Raw genomic sequence first — 22,119 nt, forward strand, 5'->3', positions numbered from 1 at the left:
TTATTATGAAGACTAAAAATCTTTCATTGAAAATTGTTATAGCGTTAATTCTCGGTATAGCAATAGGCTCCATACTTAACATGTTTGCGCAATCGAGTTTTGTAGTCAACGTTGATAAATATGTCTTCAATGTTATTGGGCAAATTTTTCTGAATTTAATTTTCATGTTAGTGGTGCCTGTTGTGTTTGTTTCAATTGTGTTAGGTGTAGTAGGTGTGGGTGATCCTAAATTACTAGGTGGTATTGGGTTGAAAACGATTAGTTTCTTTTTAACTACTACTGCAATAGCTATTATTATTGGGATTACTTTAGCTTTAGTTTTACAACCGGGTGAAGGGAAATCAGATTTATTAAAAAGTGAAGATGTTTCAAGTTATCAAAAAACATTAGATAAAGAAGATAATTCACAAAGTTCTGCTGCAAAGCAATCGTTTGATCAAACACTGATCAATCTTTTTCCTAAAAATCCATTACAAGCCATGAGTGAAGAAAATATGTTGCAAATTATTACATTTGCCATTTTCATAGGGGTTGGTTTGATAATGGTTGGTTCGAAAGCTGAAGCGGTACATCGGTTATTTGAGCAAACCAACGAAGTTTTAATGTATATTGTAACGATGATCATGAGCGTATTTGCACCTATAGGTACTTTTGGTCTTGTTGCACATGCATTTACAGGGGCAGGATTTGGAGCTATCCAACAACTTGGTATGTATTTCTTTATAGTGCTTCTAGCGCTATTTATCCATTTCTTCGTTGTATATGGTTCAGCGGTGAAATTTATGGCTAAATCAAGTCCACTAAAATTCTTTAAGGGGTTTCTTCCTGCAATAACACTAGGTTTTAGTGCTTCGAGTTCCACTGCAACCTTACCAGTATCACTTAAATGTACAAAAAATATGGGTGTTAGACCAGAAGTAGCATCTTTCGTACAACCTCTCGGTGCAACAATAAACATGGATGGAACGGCAATCATGCAAGGTGTTGCGACAATATTTATTGCACAAATCTCAGGTGTAGAGCTTTCATTTATGCAAATTATAACTGTTGTGGTCATCGCTGTTGTAGCATCTATTGGTACAGCTGGCGTACCTGGGGTTGGACTGATTATGTTAGCAATGGTTTTAAATGCCGTTGGATTAGATCCAGCAGCAATTGGTATTATTTTAGGTATTGATAGATTATTAGATATGACACGAACATCTGTCAATATTACAGGTGATGCCGCTTGTGCGCTTATCATTTCAAAAGCTGAAGATAAAAAATTAGCTGCTAGAAATGAAAGTTAATAAAATAATAGATATAAATATAAAGAATTTAAAATCTGAGAGTGGCTCTAACGTTTATATGTTTTGGCCACTCTTTTTAGTTGATATACATGAGAAGTGTTGCAAAATAGATGTTGATATATAAAAGTAGTATTTGTCTTTATAAAAAAACTAAACCATCACAATGATAGCTTAGTTTCAGATTAACCTAATGTGTTACTTATTCAGAAAGAAGTACATTATATAACTCTACAAATTTTTTGCCATCTTTTCTTGGAACCTGGTCAAAAAGCCAAGGCTCTCCGTCTGATTCCATAATAGTTATTCTAAAAGGGGTTAAGGATAGTCCAAATTTAACTCTTTGAAGTTCATCAAAAGGGAATAAACTTTTGATTTCATGATTTTCAATTATTCCTTTTGCTTTAAACGTAATTTTATCATTATATAGCGTCAAAATTCCTGGAATCATTTGAGCATTAATAAATTTCATAGAAGCACTGATAGAAATTAGTTTTGTTGAAGTATGATTATCCAAAGAAACATCCCCTTAAAATTTGTTTCTGTTAATATATCACTTTGAAAAATATTATTCAATTTCATGTTCAATAGCAAAAAATAAAAGTAGTGAATGATATCTACATTTCAAATGATATCATTCACTACTTTTTTGATTTGATACATTTTAATAACCGCGATAATTTTAATGTGTCTAAATAAAGTTAAATAGGGGTGTAACCTTTAAAATTTACATATTGATATGCTTGTTTTACTTCAGCCTCAGTAGGTGCTTCTATATGCTTTAACACATAAGTTATACCTAGTGATTGCCATTTATGCACACCTAGTTGGTGATATGGCAGTATTTCAAAGCGCTTAACGTTATCGAGTGAATTTATAAATTCACCTAACCGCATCAAATCTTGTTTATTATCTGTAAGACCTGGCACCAGCACATGTCTTATCCAAACAGGCTGTCTTTTACGAGAAAGTGTTTTAGCAAAGTTTAATATATGTGTATTAGGTTGGCCAGTTAATTCCTTATGTTTAGCATTATCAATATGTTTAATATCTAATAATATTAAGTCTGTATATTTTAATAAAGCATCTAATTGTTTTTCAAAAGTGGGTGTATTTTTCGCAGTACCAGCTGATGTATCTATACAGGTATGAATATCATATTTTTTTAACGATTGAAATAGGGAGGTTAAGAATTTAATTTGTAGTAAAGGCTCACCACCACTTACTGTCACACCTCCATTTGATGCATCAAAATATGGTTTGAAAGGTATTATTTCGTTTACCATTTCATCAACTGTAACTGCGCGTGTATAGTCATTTATTTTCCAAGTGTCTGGATTATGACAGTATAAACATCTTAGTAAACAACCTTGGGTAAATAAAATATAGCGTAATCCTGGACCATCAACGGTACCCAAACTTTCAACAGAATGTAAATGTCCTTTTAACATATATAGGCCGCCTTAAATTCAAATTACATTTTTTCATGGAAAGTACGTGAAATTACATCTAATTGTTGTTCTCGTGTTAATTTAATAAAGTTAACGGCATAACCAGAAACACGAATCGTTAATTGTGGATATGCTTCAGGGTGTTCCATTGCATCTAATAGTGTTTCCCTATTAAATACATTAATGTTTAAGTGATGTCCGTGTTGCATTGCATAGCCATCCAACATACTTGTGAGATTTTTACATTGATCATTACTTTCCTTACCTAGTGATTTTGGAACGATGCTAAATGTGTTAGAAATACCATCTTTACAACAATCATAAGGTATTTTTGCTACGGTACTTAGTGAAGAAAGTGCGCCTTTTTGGTCACGTCCATGCATAGGGTTTGCACCTGGTGCAAATGGTTCTCCAGCTTTACGACCATCTGGTGTATTTCCAGTCTTCTTACCATATACAACATTTGATGTTATCGTTAATACACTCATTGTATGTTCCGAATTGCGATAAGTTTTATGACTACGTAATTTTGTCATAAAGCGTTCTACAAGGTCTATTGCTAAATCATCGACACGTGCATCATTATTGCCATATTTAGGAAAATCACCTTCAATTTCAAAATCTGTAACAATACCATTTTCATCTCGAATAGGTTTTACTTTTGCATATTTGATTGCAGATAATGAATCTGCAGCAACAGAAAGACCAGCTATACCTGTAGCCATTGTTCTAATGATATTTGTATCGTGCAATGCCATTTCTATACGTTCATAACTATACTTATCATGCATATAATGAATAATATTAAGTGAATTAATATATACTCCAGCTAACCAATCCATCATTTTATCAAATTTTTCAAATACTTCATCATAATCTAGGATTTCTGTTTTTATACTTTCATAGGCAGGCCCAACTTGACGTCCTGATTTTTCATCTACGCCTCCATTAATAGCATATAATAATGTTTTTGCTAAATTAGCACGAGCGCCAAAAAATTGCATTTGTTTACCAATTGTCATAGCAGATACACAACATGCAATACCATAATCATCACCATAAGATTCTCTCATTAAGTCATCATTTTCATATTGAATTGCACTTGTTTTAATACTCATTTTTGCGCAATATGTTTTAAAATTGTCAGGTAGGCGAACTGACCATAATACTGTGAGGTTTGGTTCAGGTGCTGGACCTAAATTATCTAGTGAATGTAAGAATCGGAATGAGTTTTTAGTTACTAATGCACGTCCATCAATACCTACACCACCGATAGATTCTGTTACCCAAGTAGGATCACCAGAGAATAACTCATTATAGTCAGGTGTTCGCGCGAATTTTACGATACGTAATTTCATAATAAAGTGGTCTATGATTTCTTGCACTTCACGTTCTGTAATCAATCCATTGTTTAAATCTCTTTCAGCATAGATATCTAAAAATGTTGAAGTACGACCTAAGCTCATAGCTGCACCGTTTTGTTCTTTAATCGCTGCTAAATATGCTAAGTACAACCATTGTACTGCTTCTTTAAAGTTATAAGCTGGGCGACTTAAGTCAAATCCATAAATATTACCTAATGTTTTCAATTCATTTAATGCTCGGTATTGTTCAGACAATTCTTCGCGTAATCGAATGACATCTTCTGACATTTCTTTAGACATATTGTTGAAATCTTCCATTTTTTTCTGCATTAGGAAGTCTACACCATATAAAGCGACTCTGCGGTAATCTCCAATAATACGTCCACGACCGTACGCATCTGGAAGTCCAGTAATGATCCCAGCCTTTCTGCAATTTAGCATTTCTTTGGAGTATGCATCGAATACTCCTTGGTTATGCGTTTTACGATAGTCAGTAAATATTTTTTCAGTTTCACTATTTAAATCATAACCATACGCTTCACAAGCTGCTTTGGCCATGCGAATACCACCAAAAGGTTGCATTGAACGTTTGAATGGTTTATCGGTTTGGACACCTACTATGCTTTCTAATTCTTTATTTAGATAACCTGCCTCGTGAGAAGTGATGGTAGAAGGGATTTTTGTGTCCATGTCCCACATACCACCGCGTTCACGTTCTTCTTTAGACAATTGCATGACTTGATCCCAAAGCTTAGTTGTTGCTTCTGTAGGACTTTCTAAAAATTGATCATCACCTTCGTATAATGTGTAATTTAGTTGAATAAATTCTCTTACATCTACATGATGTTGCCAGCGACCTTTTTTAAAATCATTCCAGGCTGTGGATTGCATATTATTTTCTTTTAACATATCATTACCTCCAAAAGTATGTTATTTTTTTCACAATAATTATATCATTTGTTTTGTTAAAAAAATCACAAAGTTTTTGAATAATTTTAATCTAAAATGTGAAAGGTTTTGGAATCTGTATTAAAAAGTAATACACTTAAGGTATGTTATAGGTCTGTTATAGAACAGTTTTAAAAGTGTATAATTAATTAAGATTTAATAGAAAAAGCTAAACATAGTAGTTTTGAAAGTGATTTTCGACAATATCTATTACAATTTAATTAGAGTTATTAAGCCCGTTGTTTAATATAACGTTTCACACTTTAGCGGGGAATGGAAACATTCGATTAAGGCATTATCAGCTGGAATTCCCTGGGGGGACATGCTTCGGGTAATGATTTTTTCTTCGCATAATTTATAATATTCATATGATGTATACACACTTAATTAATTGCTATGAAATAGACATCCATTAGGTACTTTTATTTGCTTTAAGGTAAATAAGTAATATCTAAGGTATGAATACATCACAATTAATGATTGAAGATTATGAAATTAAAGTTGCTAAAGCCCACATACAGAACAACTTAAGTTTAGATAATTGCCATTTATATTAATGAAAATAATAAATATAAATGATTAGATAAATAAAAATTGAAAGGATTTTCAATAAACCTTTTTACTTTCAGACTTTTCTGATAGTGTTGTATCCAAGTTGCAATGATTTTGTAATATTATTGTGACATAATAGAAAGTGGTTTTTATTTATCATTATAGTAGGATCAGGGATAAGTAAAGATAATGTTAAATTAAGTCAGCCTACCGAAAGCGCATTGCATATTAAATAAAGTGACGGGGTTACAAGTACTCAAAATGACAATGGCGTAGTAACTTTAAAAGATCAGAATGGTAAAACTGAAAAGTTACCTACAGAAGCAAAAGATAAAGATGATAAAGACGTAGTATTAAAATAAAAAGAAACAAAAGATGGATATGATATCCAAGTTTTAGGTAAGAACCAAAAAGAAGGATGGGCTAAATGTACTCTAGGCACAGCTGGTGGAACAGGCACTGGTGGACTAGGTGGAGCAGGAGTCGGTTCAGCGGTACCTGGAATTGGTACGGTTGCTGGTGGAATAGTAGGTGGTGTTTCTGGAGCTGCTACTGGAGCTGCTGCATCTTGTTTCTAAATAATTATTAGGAGAATTGATATGGAAAATTCTATATTTTGGTCTAAAAAATTCATACCAGTTTATTTCATTGTTGCATTTTTAAGCTTTGCTTTATTTAAGTTTTATATACAAACAGATAATTATTCAGTATATATTCTTATAATTTTAGTATTTGGCTTAGGTATTGCATCATGCATATATAATTTTAAAAAAGATAATAATCAACATTCTAACTAAAGTTGATTTAGGCGCTTATATTAATTTATAAGTGCTTTTATTTATACTGTGATAAATTTGACGAATAGAGTTAATCTCTTAAGTAGTTGAATTAACTTCATCACATTTGTGTTTCTAACGATAATAAGTTGATTTTGAAATATTAAATAATTTTAATACTAGTTTAATTGAATATCTTAAGTTCAATGCTTCAACGACTTGTATAATTATTTTGGCTCAACTTCCTTTCCAATTCCTTGTACTTTTTAAAACATCAATTTCAGCTTTTTGCCTCTGTTTTATATTCTTAACTTTTCTTCATTATTTAATTATCCAATATCCTTACCATATAAATATTGTTTACCAACTTGTTGGTAGAATCTATGGGTTTTATCATTTCCACCAAGTTTTCACTTGTGAACTTTTTCTAATGTTTAATGTTTCCATAATTTCGCTTGAACTGTAACCTTCATTTTCATTTCTAATGAGTAAGCAACTCCTTTCATAGAAAAAAACACCTCCGTATTTTTCATTTTAAATGAATTCAACAGAAGTGTTTTTATTTTATTCCCACAAACTATGTTCAGAGCAAAAAGCTATTTCAGGTTTTTTATGAATATTAATTAAAAACAATTGTCTTACTATTCGCAGTCACAATCACCTTATGAAGCACATGATATTCTACAGCTTGAGCTAACACACTTGATTCAACATGCCGACCAATTTTACGTAAATCTTGTACATTGTACCGATGATTAATTCGGATAACGTCTTGATCTATGATTGGACCTTCATCCAGGTCAGAAGTAACATAATGACTTGTTGCTCCAACTAATTTGACACCGCGTTCCCATGCTTGTTTATAAGGATTTGCCCCTATAAATGACGGTAGGAATGAGTGATGAATATTGATGATTTGATTTGGATAGTGACTGACAAAATGATCGGATAGTATTTGCATATATTTTGCTAACACGATGAGTTCAACTTGATGCTCAGAACAAACATCTAGTATTTTTCTTTCTACGATTTCTTTATATTCGTTGCTCGGTATGTAATAAAAAGGGATATGAAGTGTTTCTGCGAATTGTCTATTGTTTTCGTGATTACTAACGATACACACAATTTCGGCAGGCAATTCATTTCTGTTAACACGTAATAAAATTTCGTTGAAAGCATGATCTTCCTTAGAAACAAAAAGTGCTATTTTTGTATGTTGTTGATTGTCAAAGAGTTTAAAATCTATTTGATGTGTTTGCAACGTTGTTTCTAAATCTTCTTTCAATGATGGTACATTTTCAAATTCTAATCTCAAATATAATTGACCTGTAGCATTTGGTGAATGGTCGTATTCTGTAAAATGATCTAAATGTAGAATATTAGAATGATATTGAGCAATTTTATTAGTAATTAATGAAGTAATACCGACTTTATCTGTACAAGTTGCAAGTAAAATATATTTCTCTGTCATCTTTTACACCTCAATTATTAAAGTAACCCTGATTATAATGAAAATTCTGAAAAAAGTAAATAAATGATCATTTTCAATTGTTTAAGGCAAAGTATATGCCAAAAAGTAAAAATTAAGATATAATAATGAATAGTGTTTTTATATCAAAAGAGTAATAAGTAAAAAAATATAATCACATTTCATGCTTGTTATGCGCTTACAATAAAAGTGGTATAAGTGTTTAAGTTAATTATAGGATATAAGATTGATTATTTAGATAATTTCGCAAATAACAAAAAACAACGAAAATATCATTTCGCTCTTTTATTTTATCGCAAATTGTATTAAGATGTAATTTGTGTTTCAAGAAACGTGTATTATTGCAATTTCTTGTGTCCGGATAAAATATTCTTTTATGAAAGGTAGATTAAAGTAATGGATAGACAGAGTTTTACAGATTTAATTCAAACAAAATTTAAAATGGTGCGTATTGAAGCAGGTTACACGCAAGATACAATGGCACAAACGATTGGTCTTTCAAAAAAGACACTAGTACAAATTGAAAAAGAGAGAGTATTGCCCAACTGGACAACATGTGTGTCAATTTGTGCATTATTTAGAGATTCTGATGTTCTAAATAGTACTTTCGGTTGCGATCCATTAGAAATGGTACAAACAATTTCACGTAACCATTGTGCGTATCCAAATCATTCTACAACTAGTGATATATATTGGAACACAGTTGATACTCGTAACGGCTATATTCTACAAAGCAATAAAGTAAGTGATATCTACCGTGTACTAAATCAGGAAACACAACCTATTTTTGGTACTTCTAAATTAAGAGAAGCTGAAACATATTTTGGTAGAGTTTCTAAAGAAGAATTAATGCACGTATAAATAAATGCATTTTGTGATAGAAGAATCATTATTTATAACATTAACTAATAAAGTTATAGCTTATATATTGAATGGTTTAGTCACTAAAGTTTAATTGAAATCGGTCATGAACAAATGAACTGAACTTAATAGGCAAGTTGATACAGTTTTTGACCTATGATAAAAAAGAATACATCATTGTAAGAGCGAACACGGGAAATCAAATGTTGATTGATTTCTAAATCGCTCTTTTTTTTTTGAATTTATACTAATACAAATTGAATATACTCATAATTATTGCTGCCAAGCAATTTTGTTTTTAAAAAATAACAAATAGTATACACATTTTTTTGATATATGTTATACAATGTAAAAATGACTGATGTGAATGTACCTTCAGTTTATAACAAATTTTATTTGAAGGAGAATTAACTATGCACGCTTTTTTAATAATTATAGCGATGATGATTATTGGAGCAATAATAGGTGGCGTCACAAATGTAATTGCTGTAAGAATGTTATTTCATCCGTTTAAAACTTACTATATTTTTAATAAACGTATTCCTTTTACACCTGGGTTAATACCTAAAAGAAGAGCAGAAATTGCAGATAAAATTGGACAAGTTATTGAAGAACACCTATTGACTGAAACATTAATTAAGTCAAAATTAAATGCACCTAAATCAAGAGAAGCAATCGAATCATTAATCTTAAAACAGATTCAAAAATTAAAAACAGACCATGTGACGATTCAATCGTTGACGAAAAGTTTCGATGTTGATGTTGTACAGGTTACTAATGATAAAATGTATTCAGTTATCAATAATAAATTAGAACAATATTATGCTGAACATAAAGAAACTCCTATAAAACAAATGATTCCTTCAGATATTGAAAAAAATATTGATGCAAAGGTAGATGGAGTACCAGAATTATTGTTTGAACGTGCACGCGTCTATCTTAAATCAGAAAAAGGCACTGCTGATATAGCATCAATGTTAGATACTTTCTTTAATGAGAAAGGTAAAATCGTAGGTTTGCTACAGATGTTTATGACTAGAGAAAGCATTGCAGATCGAATACAACATGAATTGATTAGATTAACAAATCATCCTAAAGCTAAAGCAATTGCAAAGCAGATTATTGAAAATGAATACGCAACATTTAAATCAAAAACGTTAGTAGAAATCATCAATGAAGATCAATTCGATTCGCTTAAGGTAACGGTTGCTGATTTACTTATGAACTATGCAAACATAGATAATATATCGAATCGACCACTGAAAGAAGTAATGCCAGAATTTATAACATTCTTAGAAACAAAAATTTCAAAACAACTTACAGAATTGATTATTGATAAAGGTTCTAAACATATTTCTCCAATCATGAAAAAAATCAACCTAAGACAAATGGTTGAAGAACAGATAAATTCATTTGATTTAGCATATATTGAACGCTTAATCATAGATATCGCAAATAAAGAGTTGAAATTAATTATGCTTTTAGGCTTTTTATTAGGCGGCATCATAGGTTTATTACAAGGTGTGATTGCAATTTTTGTATAACATATTAAATTATGTTATTGTAATATCGATGTGGTTATAACACATATACAAATAAAGGAGTGAAGCACAGTGGCAGTAAATTTATACGATCATGCAAATCAATTAGAACAAGCTTTAAGAGAAAGTGATGAATATCAAGCAATTCAAAAAGCTTATGCTAAAGTAAAAGAAAATGATGAATCAAAAGCACTTTTTGATGAATTCCGTGAAACACAATTAAACTTCCAACAAAAACAAATGCAAGGTGAAGAAATTGGTGAAGAGGAATTACAAAAAGCTCAAGAACAAGCACAAAAAATCGAAAATGATTCTAACATTTCAGAATTAATGGCTGCTGAGCAAAACATGAGCCAAGTATTCCAAGAAATTAATCAAATCATTGTTAAACCTTTAGATGAAATTTACGCTGACTAATTAATCAGAATGTTTATTTTTAAAAATAATCTAAAGTTTTTATAAAAAGTTAAAAATATTTAATGTGTTGCTATGTAAAAATTGATTTTTGAAATCAATACATGGCCACAACCATAATTGAAAGAAATATATGAACTTTTATTCAAGCATATGTATGATAAACTCAATATATTGAGAAGTGATATACAAAAGAATTGATTCCGATAAATGAGTTCTTTAATTGCTGGATAATAGTTCATTTTTTATTCAATGAACCATGGTTAATATTGAATTTCAAGCTGAGACATTTATTTATGTTTCAGCTTTTTTGTTTTATCGACTGTACAATAGTCGGTGTGGTAAAATAAAGAGATACAAGGTATTAGCATGTACATAGGTATTAGTAGAGTTTTTTAAATCTCAAAATAAATGCCTAGTTTTCATGCTTTTTATAAAAACCTTTAAATAAAGGAGAACTATAACTATATGGTTAAATTTATTCATTGTGCAGATTTACATTTAGATAGTCCATTTAAGTCTAGAAGCTACTTAAGTCAATCGATATTTGAAGATATGCAAAAAAGCGCATATGAAAGTTTTAAAAAAATCGTGGATTTAGCGTTAAATGAAGAAGTAGATTTTATGATTATAGCAGGGGATTTATTTGATAGTCATAATAGAACACTCCGTGCTGAAGTGTTCTTAAAAGAGCAATTTGAACGACTATCAAAAGAACAAATATTTGTTTATCTTTGTCATGGTAATCATGATCCGCTTTCTTCATCTATAGGTACTGAATGGCCAGAGAACGTTTCTGTTTTTTCTGAAAATGTAGAAACATATCAAACAATTACCAAAAATGGCGAAGAAATATATTTACACGGTTTCAGCTATCAAAATGAAGCGAGTTACGAAAATAAGCTTGATGCTTATCCATCAAGCCAAGGCCAAAAAGGTATCCATATAGGTATTTTACATGGTACATATAGCAAAACGAACACAAAAGACCGTTATACGGAATTTAGATTGGAAGATTTAAACAATAAACTTTATCATTATTGGGCACTTGGTCATATACACGAGCGACAACAACTAAGTGATATGCCTCAAATTCATTATCCTGGTAATATTCAAGGTCGTCATTTCAAAGAAACTGGAGAAAAAGGCTGCCTATTAATAGAGGGAGATGATTTACATCTAAATGCTAAATTTGTGCCAACCCAGTTTATTCGTTTTGAGAAAGCTGAAATAGATACAGACATGACTTCAAAACAAGGTTTGTTTGACGCAATACAAGACTTTAAATCACAAGTTAGAGCTCACGGTAAAGCAATTTATCAATTAGTAGTACATGTCAATTCAGACGAAATTATTTCTGATCAAGATTTAATGCAAGTACATGAAATGATTAGCGAATATGAAGAAAATGAGCATAATTTTGTGTTTATAGAAGATTTAAAAATAAAGAATAAAGATGATGATAAAACGACTCTTGTTAAAGAATTTTCACCAGATTTGATTGAAGATAATTCAGTTTATGAGCAAGCTATGAATGATTTATATCTTAATCCAAAAGCTTCCAAATACCTAGAAAATTATGATGATTTTGATCGTCGTGAATTAATTAAGCGAGCGGAATTATTATTAAAATCAGATATGAGGGGGGAATAAAATGAAGATTAAATCATTAGATATATATGGTTATGGTAGATTTATTCAAAGAACCATTCAATTTGATGAACATTTCACAGAAATATATGGAGAAAATGAGTCAGGAAAGTCTACGATACAGGCATTTATACATTCTATCCTATTCGGTTTTCCAACTAAGAAAGAAAATGAACCACGACTAGAACCACGTTTAGGTAATCAATATGGCGGAAAACTTACATTGATTCAAGATGATGGTTCTTTGATAGAAATTGAACGTATCAAAGGTGCAGCAACTGGAGACGTTAAAGTTTATCTACCAAACGGCGCCATCAAAGATGAAAGCTGGTTAAAAAAAGAACTTAATTTTATCTCAAAACGTACATACCAAGGTATATTTTCATTTGATGTATTAGGTCTACAAAATATTCATAAAAATATGGATGAAACGCAATTACAAAACTATTTACTTCAGGCTGGTGCATTAGGATCAACAGAATTTACTAGTATGCGTGAAATTTTGAATGATAAAAAAGAAATGTTGTATAAGAAAAATGGTAGAAATCCAATGATTAATCAACAACTTGAAGAATTGAAGTCATTAGAGCGTCAAATTCGAGAAGAAGAAGAAAAGCTATCCTCTTATAAACGCTTAGTAGATGATAAAGATAAAGCTGATCGACGTTTAGAAAATTTGAAACAAAATTTAAATCAACTGTCTAAAATGCATGACCGTAAACAAAAAGAATTAGCTTTACATGAACAAACACAAGAGTGGAAAACGCTAGAAACGCAATTAAATATCGAACCTGTCACATTTCCTGAACAAGGTATTGATCGCTATGAATCTGCAAAAATTCAAACGCAAAATTTAAAAAGAGATATTGGTTTAAGAGAAGAGCGATTAGCACACTTGAAAAGTGAAAACGAAAAAATCAATGTCCCTAAGCAATCTGATTTAGATGCTTTTAACCATATACAGCAACAAGAAAATGAAATTAAACAAAAAGAATACGAATTAAAATCAGTTGAAAAAGAAATTCAAGATAAAGAACGTGAAAAATCAGGCTTAAAGTCTAATATTGGATGGCAAGATGTATACCATGAAGTAGACAGTTCAGAGGCAATGAAGAGTCACGTAAGTAATCAAATTAAAAATAAACAAGAACAGACTGCTTTTATTCAACAATTAGAACGCAATATTGAAGAAAATAAAATTGATAAAGAAACAAATCAAACTGAGATGGATGCATTAGAAAAAGATATTGTGTCTGATGAAAATTATGAAAAGAAAAAGCAATATAACAATCGTGTGTTTGAACTTCAAGAGAAGAATAATTTATATCAAAAAATGAAAGAAGCGTTTGATAAAGAACAACAAGAAAATGAACGCAAGCAGAATATTTTCCGATTTGCTTTGATTATATTAGCGGTTGTTGGTATTGGATTAACAGTCTTTTCATTTATTTCTGCTAATTTAGTCTTTGGTATTGTATTTGCAATACTTTCTCTTATATTTATCGTAGGAATATTTTTAGTTAAATCAAAAGAGATTGGACATAGTGAAACATTTTCTAATGAAATTGAAGATTTGCAACACCAAATAAATGATTTAGAAGCTAATTATAATTTGGATTTTGATTTAGATGATCAAAATAGGATTCGCGAACAATTTCATAATGCTATTAAAACGAAAGAAGCTTTAGATAAAAAAGCAAATTATTTATCTTCTAATTTAGAAGCGGCTCAGCACCAATATTCAAAATCAGATAATGAGATTAACCAAATTAAAGATGAATTACATTTATCTGATAAAATTTCAGACGAACTCATTATTGATAGTATTGCGACGATGAATAAAATTAAGGATTATGACAATCATACGGTTGAATTGAACGATCAAAAAATTGAGTTACAACAAGCATTAAATACATTTTATGAACATGCCAAAGCAGTAACTCAAAATCAATTTACGACTTTTAACACGCTATCTTTATTTCATGATGTAAATCAATGGTTAAAAGAAGAAACAACGAATTTAGATAAATGGAATAGGAATCAAGAACAAATCGCTTTAATAGAAAGTGAATTATCACAACTTAAACATCGTTTAAATGAGAATAGTAATGTGATTTCACAATTATTTAACTTTGTAAGTGCAAATGATGAAGAATCATATTATTATCAACATGCACAATACCGAGCTTATCACCAACAATTAAATCGTTTTAATGATTTAACAAAATATCTGGAAAACCAAAATTATAATTACGAAGCTAGTTCCATGTTAAGCCAAAAAACATATGCACAATTATCTGAAGAAGATGAAGTGTTGGAAAGACAAGTAGATAATTATAATGACCAGTATTTAGAAATGCAATCAGAAGTCAGTGATTTAAACGCTAAAATCACGGATATGGAAACAGATAAGACACTAGCGGATTTACGTCATAAGTTCCATATTTTGAAAAATAGAGTGAACGATGAAGCGAAAGATTGGGCAAGTCTCAGCTACTTACAATCTTTAGTGGAAGGACATATTAAACAAATTAAAGACAAGCGTTTACCACAAGTGATAAATGAAGCAACAGAGATCTTTGCACATTTGACAAATGGAAATTATGTACAAGTTACTTATGCGAATGAAGATTTAATGGTAAAACAAGTGAATGGTCAAATGTACGAACCAATTGAATTAAGCCAGTCTACTAAAGAAATACTATATATCGCATTGCGTTTAAGTTTAATTAAAACATTAAAACCTTACTATCCATTCCCTGTAATTATTGATGATGCATTTGTACATTTTGATAAACATAGAAAAGAAACGATGATGAATTATCTAAGACAAATGCCTAATGATTATCAAATTTTATACTTTACATGTGTCAAGGATACAAGTGTGCCTTCAAAACAAATTATTACTTTGAATAAACCTGAGGAAGGCGGTAAATAATGAGAAATGTAGAAAAATTAAATCCTGGAGATTCAGTTGATCACTATTTCTTGATTCATAAAGCGACACAAGGTGTGACTGCTCAAGGGAAAGACTATATGACGATATATCTTCAAGATAAAAGTGGAGACATAGAAGCCAAATTATGGACTGCTACTAAGGAAGATATGCGCGTGCTAGAACCAGAAAAAATTGTACACGTAATTGGTGATGTTATAAATTATCGTGGGCGTAAACAGATGAAAATTAATAAAATTAAATTAGCTTCAGATGAAGCAGATTTAAACATACATGATTTCGTAGATGGCGCCCCGCTGACACCAGAAGAAATCAAAGAAGAAGTCTCTCATTATATTTTGGAAATTGAAAATGCAAATTTACAACGTATTACAAGACATTTATTGCGCAAATATCAAACGGAATTTTTTACATTCCCTGCTGCAAGTACACATCATCATAATTTTTCAAGTGGGTTAAGTTATCACGTATTAACAATGTTACGTGTCGCAAAATCTATTTGTGATATATATCCACTGTTAAACCGTAGCTTGTTATATAGTTCTATTATTTTACATGACCTTGGTAAAGTTAAAGAATTAAGTGGCCCTGTTGCAACAACATATACAGTTGAAGGCAATTTATTAGGTCACATTTCTATAGCAAGTGATGAAGTAGCAGATGCTGCTCGAGAATTAAAAATAGAAGGCGAAGAGGTATTATTACTACGTCATATGATATTAGCGCATCATGGAAAAATGGAATTTGGCTCTCCAAAACTACCACATATGAAAGAAGCGGAAATTTTATATTTCATCGATAATATTGATGCAAAAATGAATATGTTTGAAAAGGCATATAAAAAAACACCAAAAGGTCAATTTACTGAACGTATATTTGGACTTGAGGGTAGACAATTTTACAATCCAACATCATTGGATTAAACAAAAAATAATATACGTTAAAAAAATAAATTCTTAAAAAGGACTAATCCAATTTTGCATGGACTAGTCCTTTTTACATGTAAACTCATTCGGTTCTGACCGTGAAAACTTACATGTAACTTATTGTAGTAGGGATGAGTCAACAGTTTTTTATTCATGGGATAATTTGGCTTAGCCTCAGCAGTTTAAACATGTATTTATCATATGTTGAATATTAATACAAAAAATAAAATACTATCGTATCAATTATGTACCTAATTAAGAAATATGAGTACGTTTCATTGAAAAAATAAGGCAAATGCTATCTATAATAGCATTTGCCTTATCTATGTTTTGAGATATGATTTTATTGTCCAGAGGTCATACCAGCTCCACCTTGTTGCATCGCTTGCTGTTGTTGTTGCTGCTGTTGTTGTTGTTTGATTTTATCTGGATCTAGAATGGAATCTTCGATAGCTTTTTTGATATCTCGATCTTTATAATCTACTTTGTATTCATCTAACAATTCTTTATAAGCATCTGTTAATAATTTAGGACTTTTTTGTACTTTTTGTTGGATTAATTGTGATTTTAGCTTACCTTTTTCTTTATCAAAGTCATTTTCTTTATCTGCTTTAATAATATGATAACCATAATCCGTTTTAACTACTTTTGAAACGTCGCCTTCTTTAAGTTTGAATAGTGCTTTTTCAAAATCTTTTTCCATTTGTCCTTTGATAACATAGCCTAAGCTACCATCTTTTTTAGCTGAAGATTTATCCATGGATTCTTTTTTGGCAATTTCTCCAAACTTATCAGGATTTTCTGATACTTGTTTTTGGATTTTTTCTGCTTTTGCTTTCGCATCTTTATCTGATAAACCTTCTTTGTCATCTTTATTCTCTTTAACTTTAATTAAGATATGTGAACCTTTTTTCGTAGATTCTTTGATTTCTTTATCAGAAATATCCACTTTATCATTTAGTAGTGCTTTTTGATAAGATTGTAATTTTTTCTGCTCTTTATAGTCACTAAGTGACATTTTTTGTTGTTTCAACATACTTTCAAATTGATCTTTACCACCATATTGCTTCTGTTCTTTCTCAACCTCTTTATCAATATCTTTAGTATCTATTTTATCTTTATACTTATCTGCTAACAATTTATTTAATAAAATTGAAAAAGACGTATTTGCAACTTGCTCATCGCCCATTTTATTCATTACATCTTCAACTTTAACATCGCCAGCTTTTGATGAAATGATTGTATCTTCTTTAGAATCTGTAGCACTATTACCACAAGCACCTAATAGTAATGCACTGGCAGTAACAGGAATTATAACTTTTTTAAATGTTTTCATGTTTGGGAACTCCTTTTGTAAGAATAACAACGTAAATATAACATATAAAGTCGTTTTCACCAATTAGAAACCCAATATATACGACTATAGTTGTAAGCTTTTTATGTGGAAAGCGTGCATAAAAAAACTGCCAACAAAGTCGGATACTTTGACGACAGTCTGAAAAGCAAACATTGCTGTTGGCTTAATCAAGTTCATTATTCCAATGTGGGGATACTTTATTTAAAATATTAATACCTGTTTGATGTTCTTCAACATAAGCGCCTTCATTTGAAAATAATATAATTTTTAAATAAAGAAAATCCATGACCGAATAGCCCAAATTTAAAGCAATTAAAAACATCAAATAATGACCATATTGCGGAATTAAAGTACTTATATAACCACAGATAATTGTAATAAATAAAGCAGGCGTGATTAAATCAAAACAAAAGTAATATTTATTAACTGGTGTATTTACATACACATTATAAAATGGCACAGGTTTACGTTTTACTAATTTATATTTTTTAAATGATTTACGATAGGGATAGAAAAATAATAAATGGATTAATTTATGCAATGGGTACAAAAGTACCACTAAAATTAAAAATATCAAAAAGTGATCATCTGTTAACTTGGTATTTGAAAAGAAGTATAATAGTTCGTATGCAATTAAAAATGTAATAATTGTAGTAGCAAAACTAAGGAAAGCAATTCTAGGTATGCCAAAACGAGCGTTAATATCTATTTGACGTGTACATAAATACATTACGCAATCATACTCCTTTTAAAATATATTGAATATACTTTCGTATTATCTAACGTATTACTACAATCGTCAAGTTTAACTTTATGCTAGTTTTAGAGTTTGAAAGATTATTTAGAAACACACTGGCTGAACATTATAGTTCTTGAGCAAAGAAACTTATGAGATTAAAAATTAGTTATGAATTAGTATTATTTCAAATGCTTAAAGAATCTATTATAAAAAATAAAAGAGTTATAACTCTTTTGAAAACTAAGTCATAACTCTTATTTAACCAAACTTATTATTTATCTTTTTCAAAGGCTTTTGAAATTTCTTCGCCACGATTTTGTAAATTCTCAATATGAGATTGCAAATTTTCAATATTAGGATCGATATCAGATTTGAAATCGCCAATCATCGTTTTTACTTCATCACCGATAGTGCTTCCAATTTCAGTACTTTCGGACTTGATTTGAGCAATGTAATTTACAATATCATTGACGTTTTGTTTTATTGTATTGATTTCTCTATCAAATTCAGATTCAGCACCTGTAGGCTTACGCGCTTCTGTCATGTATTGGTTTGAATTTTTCTTATCACGATTCATTAATGCAACACCAATTCCAGTTGCAACACCAGCACCAAGACCTAGTAATAATTGAGCTGTTTTCATAAAAATTCTCCTCATTTCTAAAATTTCTGAGTCATTAATAATTTTAATATACCCTAAATCATATCAGCTAAGCATAATTAATTAAATTGAGCTGCAATTTCTTGTGCAATTTTTTCCTTCTGATCATCGTCTATGCTTTCTTCATGTGTTTCCCATTTATAACCAAAACCATCTACTTCATTTTCATATCTTGGTAATAAGTGGAAATGTAAATGGAAGACAGATTGATCGGCAAATTCACCATTATTTTGTATAATATTTAGACCATCAGGGTTAAATGCGTTTTTAATTGCGTTTGCTACTTTAGGTAAAGCAACACCTATATGTTTCATTGTTTCACTATCTGTTTCAAAGATATTTGCAGAGATTTTTTTAGGAACTAATAAAGTATGACCTTTAGTCACTTGAGAGATGTCTAAAAATGCATAAACATATTCATCTTCATATACTTTATAACTAGGAATCTCACCATTTATTATTTTACTAAAGATTGTTTCAGACATAAATCTTCACTCCTTGTCAGATATTTAATAACCATTATAGCATTACTGATTAATTTCCGTCATTTTTTGCAGTAACTTTATGAACAATGTTTGATTTTTGATACAATACTATTTGTGGAGGTGCCTTATGACAGTAAAAGTAGAGCATTTAACAGGTGGATATGGCAAAAGACCTGTGATTAAAGATATAAATTTTGAATTGAGAAAAGGAGAAATTGTTGGTTTGATAGGTTTAAATGGTGCTGGGAAGAGTACTACTATTAAACATATGTTAGGTTTATTAACGCCTATGGAAGGGCAGTTAACAATTTCAGATATTAATATCAAAAAAGACGTAGAAACTTATAGACGAAAATTATCATATATTCCAGAAGCACCAGTAATATACGATGAATTAACGTTACAAGAACATATTAACATGACTGCAATGGCGTATAATATTGATAAAGAAGAAGCTATGAAAAGAGCAAATCCATTATTAAAAACATTTAGGTTAGAAAATGAGTTAGATATATTTCCAAGTCATTTTTCTAAAGGTATGAAACAAAAAGTAATGATTATTTGTGCATTTATTGTAGATCCAGAAATATATATCATTGATGAACCATTTTTAGGTTTAGATCCTTTAGGTATTCAATCTATGCTTGATTTAATGGTTGAAAAAAAAGAAGAAAATAGAACTGTATTGATGAGTACACATATTTTGGCAACTGCTGAAAAATATTGTGACAGATTTTTAATAATGGACAAAGGTCAAATCGTGGCATTCGGTAATATAGATGAATTAAGAGAACAAACAGGGCTAAGTGGTAAAACTTTAGATGAAATCTATATACATGTTACTCAAGGTGGCCAGAACTCATGAGACATGAAGCTAAACAATTATTTGATTTAAGGAAACAAGAAATCACAAAGGAGAAAAGTTATTATAATAAGTTTATATTTAATGGTCATTTTTCTGTATTTCTTGTGATTTTATTAGGTGCATTTATTTTAGGCTATGGAGATTGGTTGAAATCAATACCTAAACATATTAATTATCCATTAATTGCTAGTATAATCACAGCCATTACTTCTATGTTCCCAATTAGGACTTTATTGAAAGATGCAGATAAATTATTTCTCTTGCCATTTGAAAAACATATGTTTGAATATATGAAAAAAAGTTTGATGTATAGTTATGTTACTAGATTACCTATACAAATATTATTAATTATTATATTATTTCCGTTATTTTATGTGCTTAATAACAAAACGTTTGGATTTTATATTGTCTTTGCTGGACTAGCAATTATATTCCCGCTCCTAGGTTTATTATTAAAATGGCAGTGGTATAAATTTCGACTTGAACGTTGGTCATTATTTAGCATTTTGTTTGTGATATTTACATCTGGTTATTATGTAGCCTTAGATCCTAAAAATATCTCAAGTATTTTTTCAGTTATTATACTTGTTGCTCTTACTCTGTTAATAAGATATTTAAACAAAGACTATTTGTTCCCATGGGAGCATATGATTAATACAGAACAACAACATCATATGAATTATTATAAATTTGTAAATATGTTTACGGATGTAAAACAATTAGAAGAGAAAGCAGTAAGGAGAAGTTATTTAGATCCGTTATTGTGGAAACCGAAACCTAAAAAATTTAATGACAACTATATGTATCTTTATTTATTTATTAGAAGTTTTGCTAGAGGTAAAGACGCATTTAATATTATATTACGCTTGATTATTATAGCTTTAGTTATGATGATATGGTTACATCAAGTCATCGTAATTTTATTAATTGGTAGCCTGTTTATGTATATTATTTTGTTACAAATGTCTCAATTTTATACACAACAAGCATATGGTTTATGGCCTCAAGTTTGGCCGGTATCTGATAGTAAAGTGATAAAAGGGTATGAACAATTTTTAAATAGATTAATGTGTTTTATAGGCGTGGTATTTATTGTTACTTTTGCTATTATTCTCCCACAATATAGTTTCTTTGGATTGATATTCTTTCTTGTAGGGTGGTTGACGATTAGAAATATAACTAAAAAACTAAAATATCAAGAAAGTTTGCTAACAGATTAAAAAATCGCTACTCAAGCTTTAGCTTAATGCTAATTTTGAGTAGCGATTTTTATTTAATAGTCATCAATTGGGAATAAATATCTTTCAAAATAACTAGAATGTTGACCACTAGAACCAAAGAATTGACTTAGTGCAAGTTTATCAAAGTTGTCTTGGAAGACAGTAGAGGCTTTGAAATCTTCATAGTCTGTACGACTATTAAAGCCAAAATAAATTTTGTATGTTAACCCTTGATTTGGTTTTAAAAAACGATAACTTCTGTAACCTGCAAATTGTTTAAAATCAGTTGTTACATTTTCTAATTTCTTTTCTAATTGATAAGCATGATCTTCTGATGTTGGTATGAAAATAACAGAATAGAAGTAATTTTCATCTAAGTTCCCTTCAGATTTAATGATGTCATAAGCTAACGGATGTTTTAAAACAGTTTCACCTTCTGTTTCTTCTATAATGACTGAAGAGTCAGAAGCTGAAAATTGTAATAGATTATGTGTCGGATTATTTAGCTTAATTTGATTCAAATAACCAAATGTACCGTAAGATGCGTATATTTTCATAAATTTTCCCCCTTGAATTGT

19 protein-coding genes and 1 pseudogene are annotated in these 22,119 nt (G+C 30.2%); 10 read left to right on the forward strand and 10 right to left on the reverse strand.

The window, feature by feature from the left end; translation table 11 throughout:
• Positions 1-5 precede the first annotated feature (5 nt).
• Positions 6-1,289 carry a dicarboxylate/amino acid:cation symporter gene (locus tag FYJ81_RS00205; protein ID WP_107384713.1) on the forward strand — a complete coding sequence of 428 codons (1,284 nt, stop codon included), beginning with the start codon at positions 6-8 and terminating at the stop codon, positions 1,287-1,289.
• A gap of 199 nt (positions 1,290-1,488) precedes the next feature.
• On the opposite strand, the gene FYJ81_RS00210 is transcribed toward FYJ81_RS00205, so the two are convergent.
• The 4 genes and pseudogenes from FYJ81_RS00210 to FYJ81_RS13295 form a co-directional block, all read right to left on the reverse strand.
• Positions 1,489-1,803: a hypothetical protein gene (locus FYJ81_RS00210; protein ID WP_226956193.1), complete on the reverse strand. Its 315-nt coding sequence runs from the start codon at positions 1,801-1,803 to the stop codon at positions 1,489-1,491.
• A gap of 184 nt (positions 1,804-1,987) precedes the next feature.
• Positions 1,988-2,737: a pyruvate formate-lyase-activating protein gene (gene pflA, locus FYJ81_RS00215; RefSeq protein ID WP_107384714.1), complete on the reverse strand. Its 750-nt coding sequence runs from the start codon at positions 2,735-2,737 to the stop codon at positions 1,988-1,990.
• A gap of 23 nt (positions 2,738-2,760) precedes the next feature.
• A complete protein-coding gene (gene pflB / locus FYJ81_RS00220; protein ID WP_107386062.1) occupies positions 2,761-5,010 on the reverse strand; it encodes a formate C-acetyltransferase in 2,250 nt (749 codons plus the stop codon).
• A gap of 285 nt (positions 5,011-5,295) precedes the next feature.
• Positions 5,296-5,493: pseudogene (locus tag FYJ81_RS13295) on the reverse strand (IS3-like element ISLmo1 family transposase); the annotation flags it as partial.
• A 707-nt stretch (positions 5,494-6,200) separates the two neighbouring features.
• Here FYJ81_RS13295 and FYJ81_RS00225 point away from each other — a divergent pair.
• The gene (locus tag FYJ81_RS00225; RefSeq protein WP_107384716.1) at positions 6,201-6,398 is read left to right on the forward strand and encodes a hypothetical protein; all 198 of its coding nucleotides are present in this window, start codon (positions 6,201-6,203) and stop codon (positions 6,396-6,398) included.
• A gap of 598 nt (positions 6,399-6,996) precedes the next feature.
• Here the strand turns inward: FYJ81_RS00225 and purU are convergent.
• Entirely contained in the window at positions 6,997-7,848 is an 852-nt protein-coding gene (gene purU, locus FYJ81_RS00230; RefSeq protein ID WP_107384717.1) for a formyltetrahydrofolate deformylase, read from the reverse strand.
• A 414-nt stretch (positions 7,849-8,262) separates the two neighbouring features.
• On the opposite strand from purU, the gene xdrA reads away from it, so the two are divergent.
• The 6 genes from xdrA to yhaM all read left to right on the forward strand — a co-directional run bounded on the left by xdrA (position 8,263) and on the right by yhaM (position 16,211).
• Positions 8,263-8,727, forward strand: a complete 465-nt coding sequence (xdrA, locus tag FYJ81_RS00235; RefSeq protein ID WP_019468125.1) for an XRE family transcriptional regulator XdrA — start codon at positions 8,263-8,265, stop codon at positions 8,725-8,727.
• 413 nt (positions 8,728-9,140) lie between these two features.
• Positions 9,141-10,271 (forward strand): DUF445 domain-containing protein, encoded by a 1,131-nt coding sequence (locus tag FYJ81_RS00240; protein ID WP_107385248.1) that lies wholly within the window; start codon positions 9,141-9,143, stop codon positions 10,269-10,271.
• A gap of 69 nt (positions 10,272-10,340) precedes the next feature.
• Positions 10,341-10,685, forward strand: coding sequence for a YlbF/YmcA family competence regulator (locus FYJ81_RS00245; RefSeq protein ID WP_019468127.1), 345 nt, complete (start codon positions 10,341-10,343; stop codon positions 10,683-10,685).
• 465 nt (positions 10,686-11,150) lie between these two features.
• Complete coding sequence (locus FYJ81_RS00250) at positions 11,151-12,335, forward strand: metallophosphoesterase family protein (RefSeq protein WP_107385247.1); 1,185 nt, start codon at positions 11,151-11,153, stop codon at positions 12,333-12,335.
• A gap of 1 nt (position 12,336) precedes the next feature.
• On the forward strand, positions 12,337-15,270 hold the full coding sequence (locus FYJ81_RS00255; protein WP_107386061.1) for an ATP-binding protein: 2,934 nt from the start codon (positions 12,337-12,339) through the stop codon (positions 15,268-15,270).
• Entirely contained in the window at positions 15,270-16,211 is a 942-nt protein-coding gene (gene yhaM, locus FYJ81_RS00260; RefSeq protein WP_107385246.1) for a 3'-5' exoribonuclease YhaM, read from the forward strand. The genes FYJ81_RS00255 and yhaM overlap by 1 nt, the downstream gene beginning before the upstream one ends.
• Positions 16,212-16,557: 346 nt before the next feature.
• Here the strand turns inward: yhaM and prsA are convergent, their stop codons facing one another.
• The 4 genes from prsA to FYJ81_RS00280 all read right to left on the reverse strand — a co-directional run bounded on the left by prsA (position 16,558) and on the right by FYJ81_RS00280 (position 19,456).
• The gene (gene prsA, locus FYJ81_RS00265; RefSeq protein ID WP_019468046.1) at positions 16,558-17,550 is read right to left on the reverse strand and encodes a peptidylprolyl isomerase PrsA; all 993 of its coding nucleotides are present in this window, start codon (positions 17,548-17,550) and stop codon (positions 16,558-16,560) included.
• 184 nt (positions 17,551-17,734) lie between these two features.
• Positions 17,735-18,301: a DUF3267 domain-containing protein gene (locus FYJ81_RS00270; protein WP_107385244.1), complete on the reverse strand. Its 567-nt coding sequence runs from the start codon at positions 18,299-18,301 to the stop codon at positions 17,735-17,737.
• A 280-nt stretch (positions 18,302-18,581) separates the two neighbouring features.
• Positions 18,582-18,953: a YtxH domain-containing protein gene (locus FYJ81_RS00275; protein ID WP_107385243.1), complete on the reverse strand. Its 372-nt coding sequence runs from the start codon at positions 18,951-18,953 to the stop codon at positions 18,582-18,584.
• 77 nt (positions 18,954-19,030) lie between these two features.
• Entirely contained in the window at positions 19,031-19,456 is a 426-nt protein-coding gene (locus tag FYJ81_RS00280; protein WP_107385242.1) for an HIT family protein, read from the reverse strand.
• 127 nt (positions 19,457-19,583) lie between these two features.
• Between FYJ81_RS00280 and ecsA the strand changes: the two genes are divergently transcribed.
• Positions 19,584-20,321, forward strand: coding sequence for an ABC transporter ATP-binding protein EcsA (gene ecsA / locus FYJ81_RS00285; protein ID WP_107385379.1), 738 nt, complete (start codon positions 19,584-19,586; stop codon positions 20,319-20,321).
• On the forward strand, positions 20,318-21,541 hold the full coding sequence (ecsB, locus tag FYJ81_RS00290; protein WP_107386060.1) for an ABC transporter permease EcsB: 1,224 nt from the start codon (positions 20,318-20,320) through the stop codon (positions 21,539-21,541). Before ecsA ends, ecsB begins: the two co-directional genes overlap by 4 nt.
• A gap of 53 nt (positions 21,542-21,594) precedes the next feature.
• Here the strand turns inward: ecsB and FYJ81_RS00295 are convergent, their stop codons facing one another.
• Entirely contained in the window at positions 21,595-22,098 is a 504-nt protein-coding gene (locus FYJ81_RS00295; protein ID WP_107385222.1) for a signal transduction protein TRAP, read from the reverse strand.
• Positions 22,099-22,119: the final 21 nt, after the last annotated feature.

The organism is Staphylococcus sp. McC-251-APC-3A2 (assembly GCF_009695665.1).
Lineage (GTDB): Bacteria > Bacillota > Bacilli > Staphylococcales > Staphylococcaceae > Staphylococcus > Staphylococcus cohnii.

Bases quoted from the DNA above. Each gene is read 5' to 3' on its own strand.
- FYJ81_RS00205 (WP_107384713.1), top strand. From the start codon at position 6: ATGAAGACTAAAAATCTTTCATTGAAAATTGTTATAGCGTTAATTCTC.
- pflA (WP_107384714.1), bottom strand. From the start codon at position 2,737: ATGTTAAAAGGACATTTACATTCTGTTGAAAGTTTGGGTACCGTTGAT.
- pflB (WP_107386062.1), bottom strand. From the start codon at position 5,010: ATGTTAAAAGAAAATAATATGCAATCCACAGCCTGGAATGATTTTAAA.
- FYJ81_RS00225 (WP_107384716.1), top strand. From the start codon at position 6,201: ATGGAAAATTCTATATTTTGGTCTAAAAAATTCATACCAGTTTATTTC.
- purU (WP_107384717.1), bottom strand. From the start codon at position 7,848: ATGACAGAGAAATATATTTTACTTGCAACTTGTACAGATAAAGTCGGT.
- xdrA (WP_019468125.1), top strand. From the start codon at position 8,263: ATGGATAGACAGAGTTTTACAGATTTAATTCAAACAAAATTTAAAATG.
- FYJ81_RS00240 (WP_107385248.1), top strand. From the start codon at position 9,141: ATGCACGCTTTTTTAATAATTATAGCGATGATGATTATTGGAGCAATA.
- FYJ81_RS00250 (WP_107385247.1), top strand. From the start codon at position 11,151: ATGGTTAAATTTATTCATTGTGCAGATTTACATTTAGATAGTCCATTT.
- FYJ81_RS00255 (WP_107386061.1), top strand. From the start codon at position 12,337: ATGAAGATTAAATCATTAGATATATATGGTTATGGTAGATTTATTCAA.
- yhaM (WP_107385246.1), top strand. From the start codon at position 15,270: ATGAGAAATGTAGAAAAATTAAATCCTGGAGATTCAGTTGATCACTAT.
- prsA (WP_019468046.1), bottom strand. From the start codon at position 17,550: ATGAAAACATTTAAAAAAGTTATAATTCCTGTTACTGCCAGTGCATTA.
- FYJ81_RS00270 (WP_107385244.1), bottom strand. From the start codon at position 18,301: ATGTATTTATGTACACGTCAAATAGATATTAACGCTCGTTTTGGCATA.
- FYJ81_RS00275 (WP_107385243.1), bottom strand. From the start codon at position 18,953: ATGAAAACAGCTCAATTATTACTAGGTCTTGGTGCTGGTGTTGCAACT.
- FYJ81_RS00280 (WP_107385242.1), bottom strand. From the start codon at position 19,456: ATGTCTGAAACAATCTTTAGTAAAATAATAAATGGTGAGATTCCTAGT.
- ecsA (WP_107385379.1), top strand. From the start codon at position 19,584: ATGACAGTAAAAGTAGAGCATTTAACAGGTGGATATGGCAAAAGACCT.
- ecsB (WP_107386060.1), top strand. From the start codon at position 20,318: ATGAGACATGAAGCTAAACAATTATTTGATTTAAGGAAACAAGAAATC.
- FYJ81_RS00295 (WP_107385222.1), bottom strand. From the start codon at position 22,098: ATGAAAATATACGCATCTTACGGTACATTTGGTTATTTGAATCAAATT.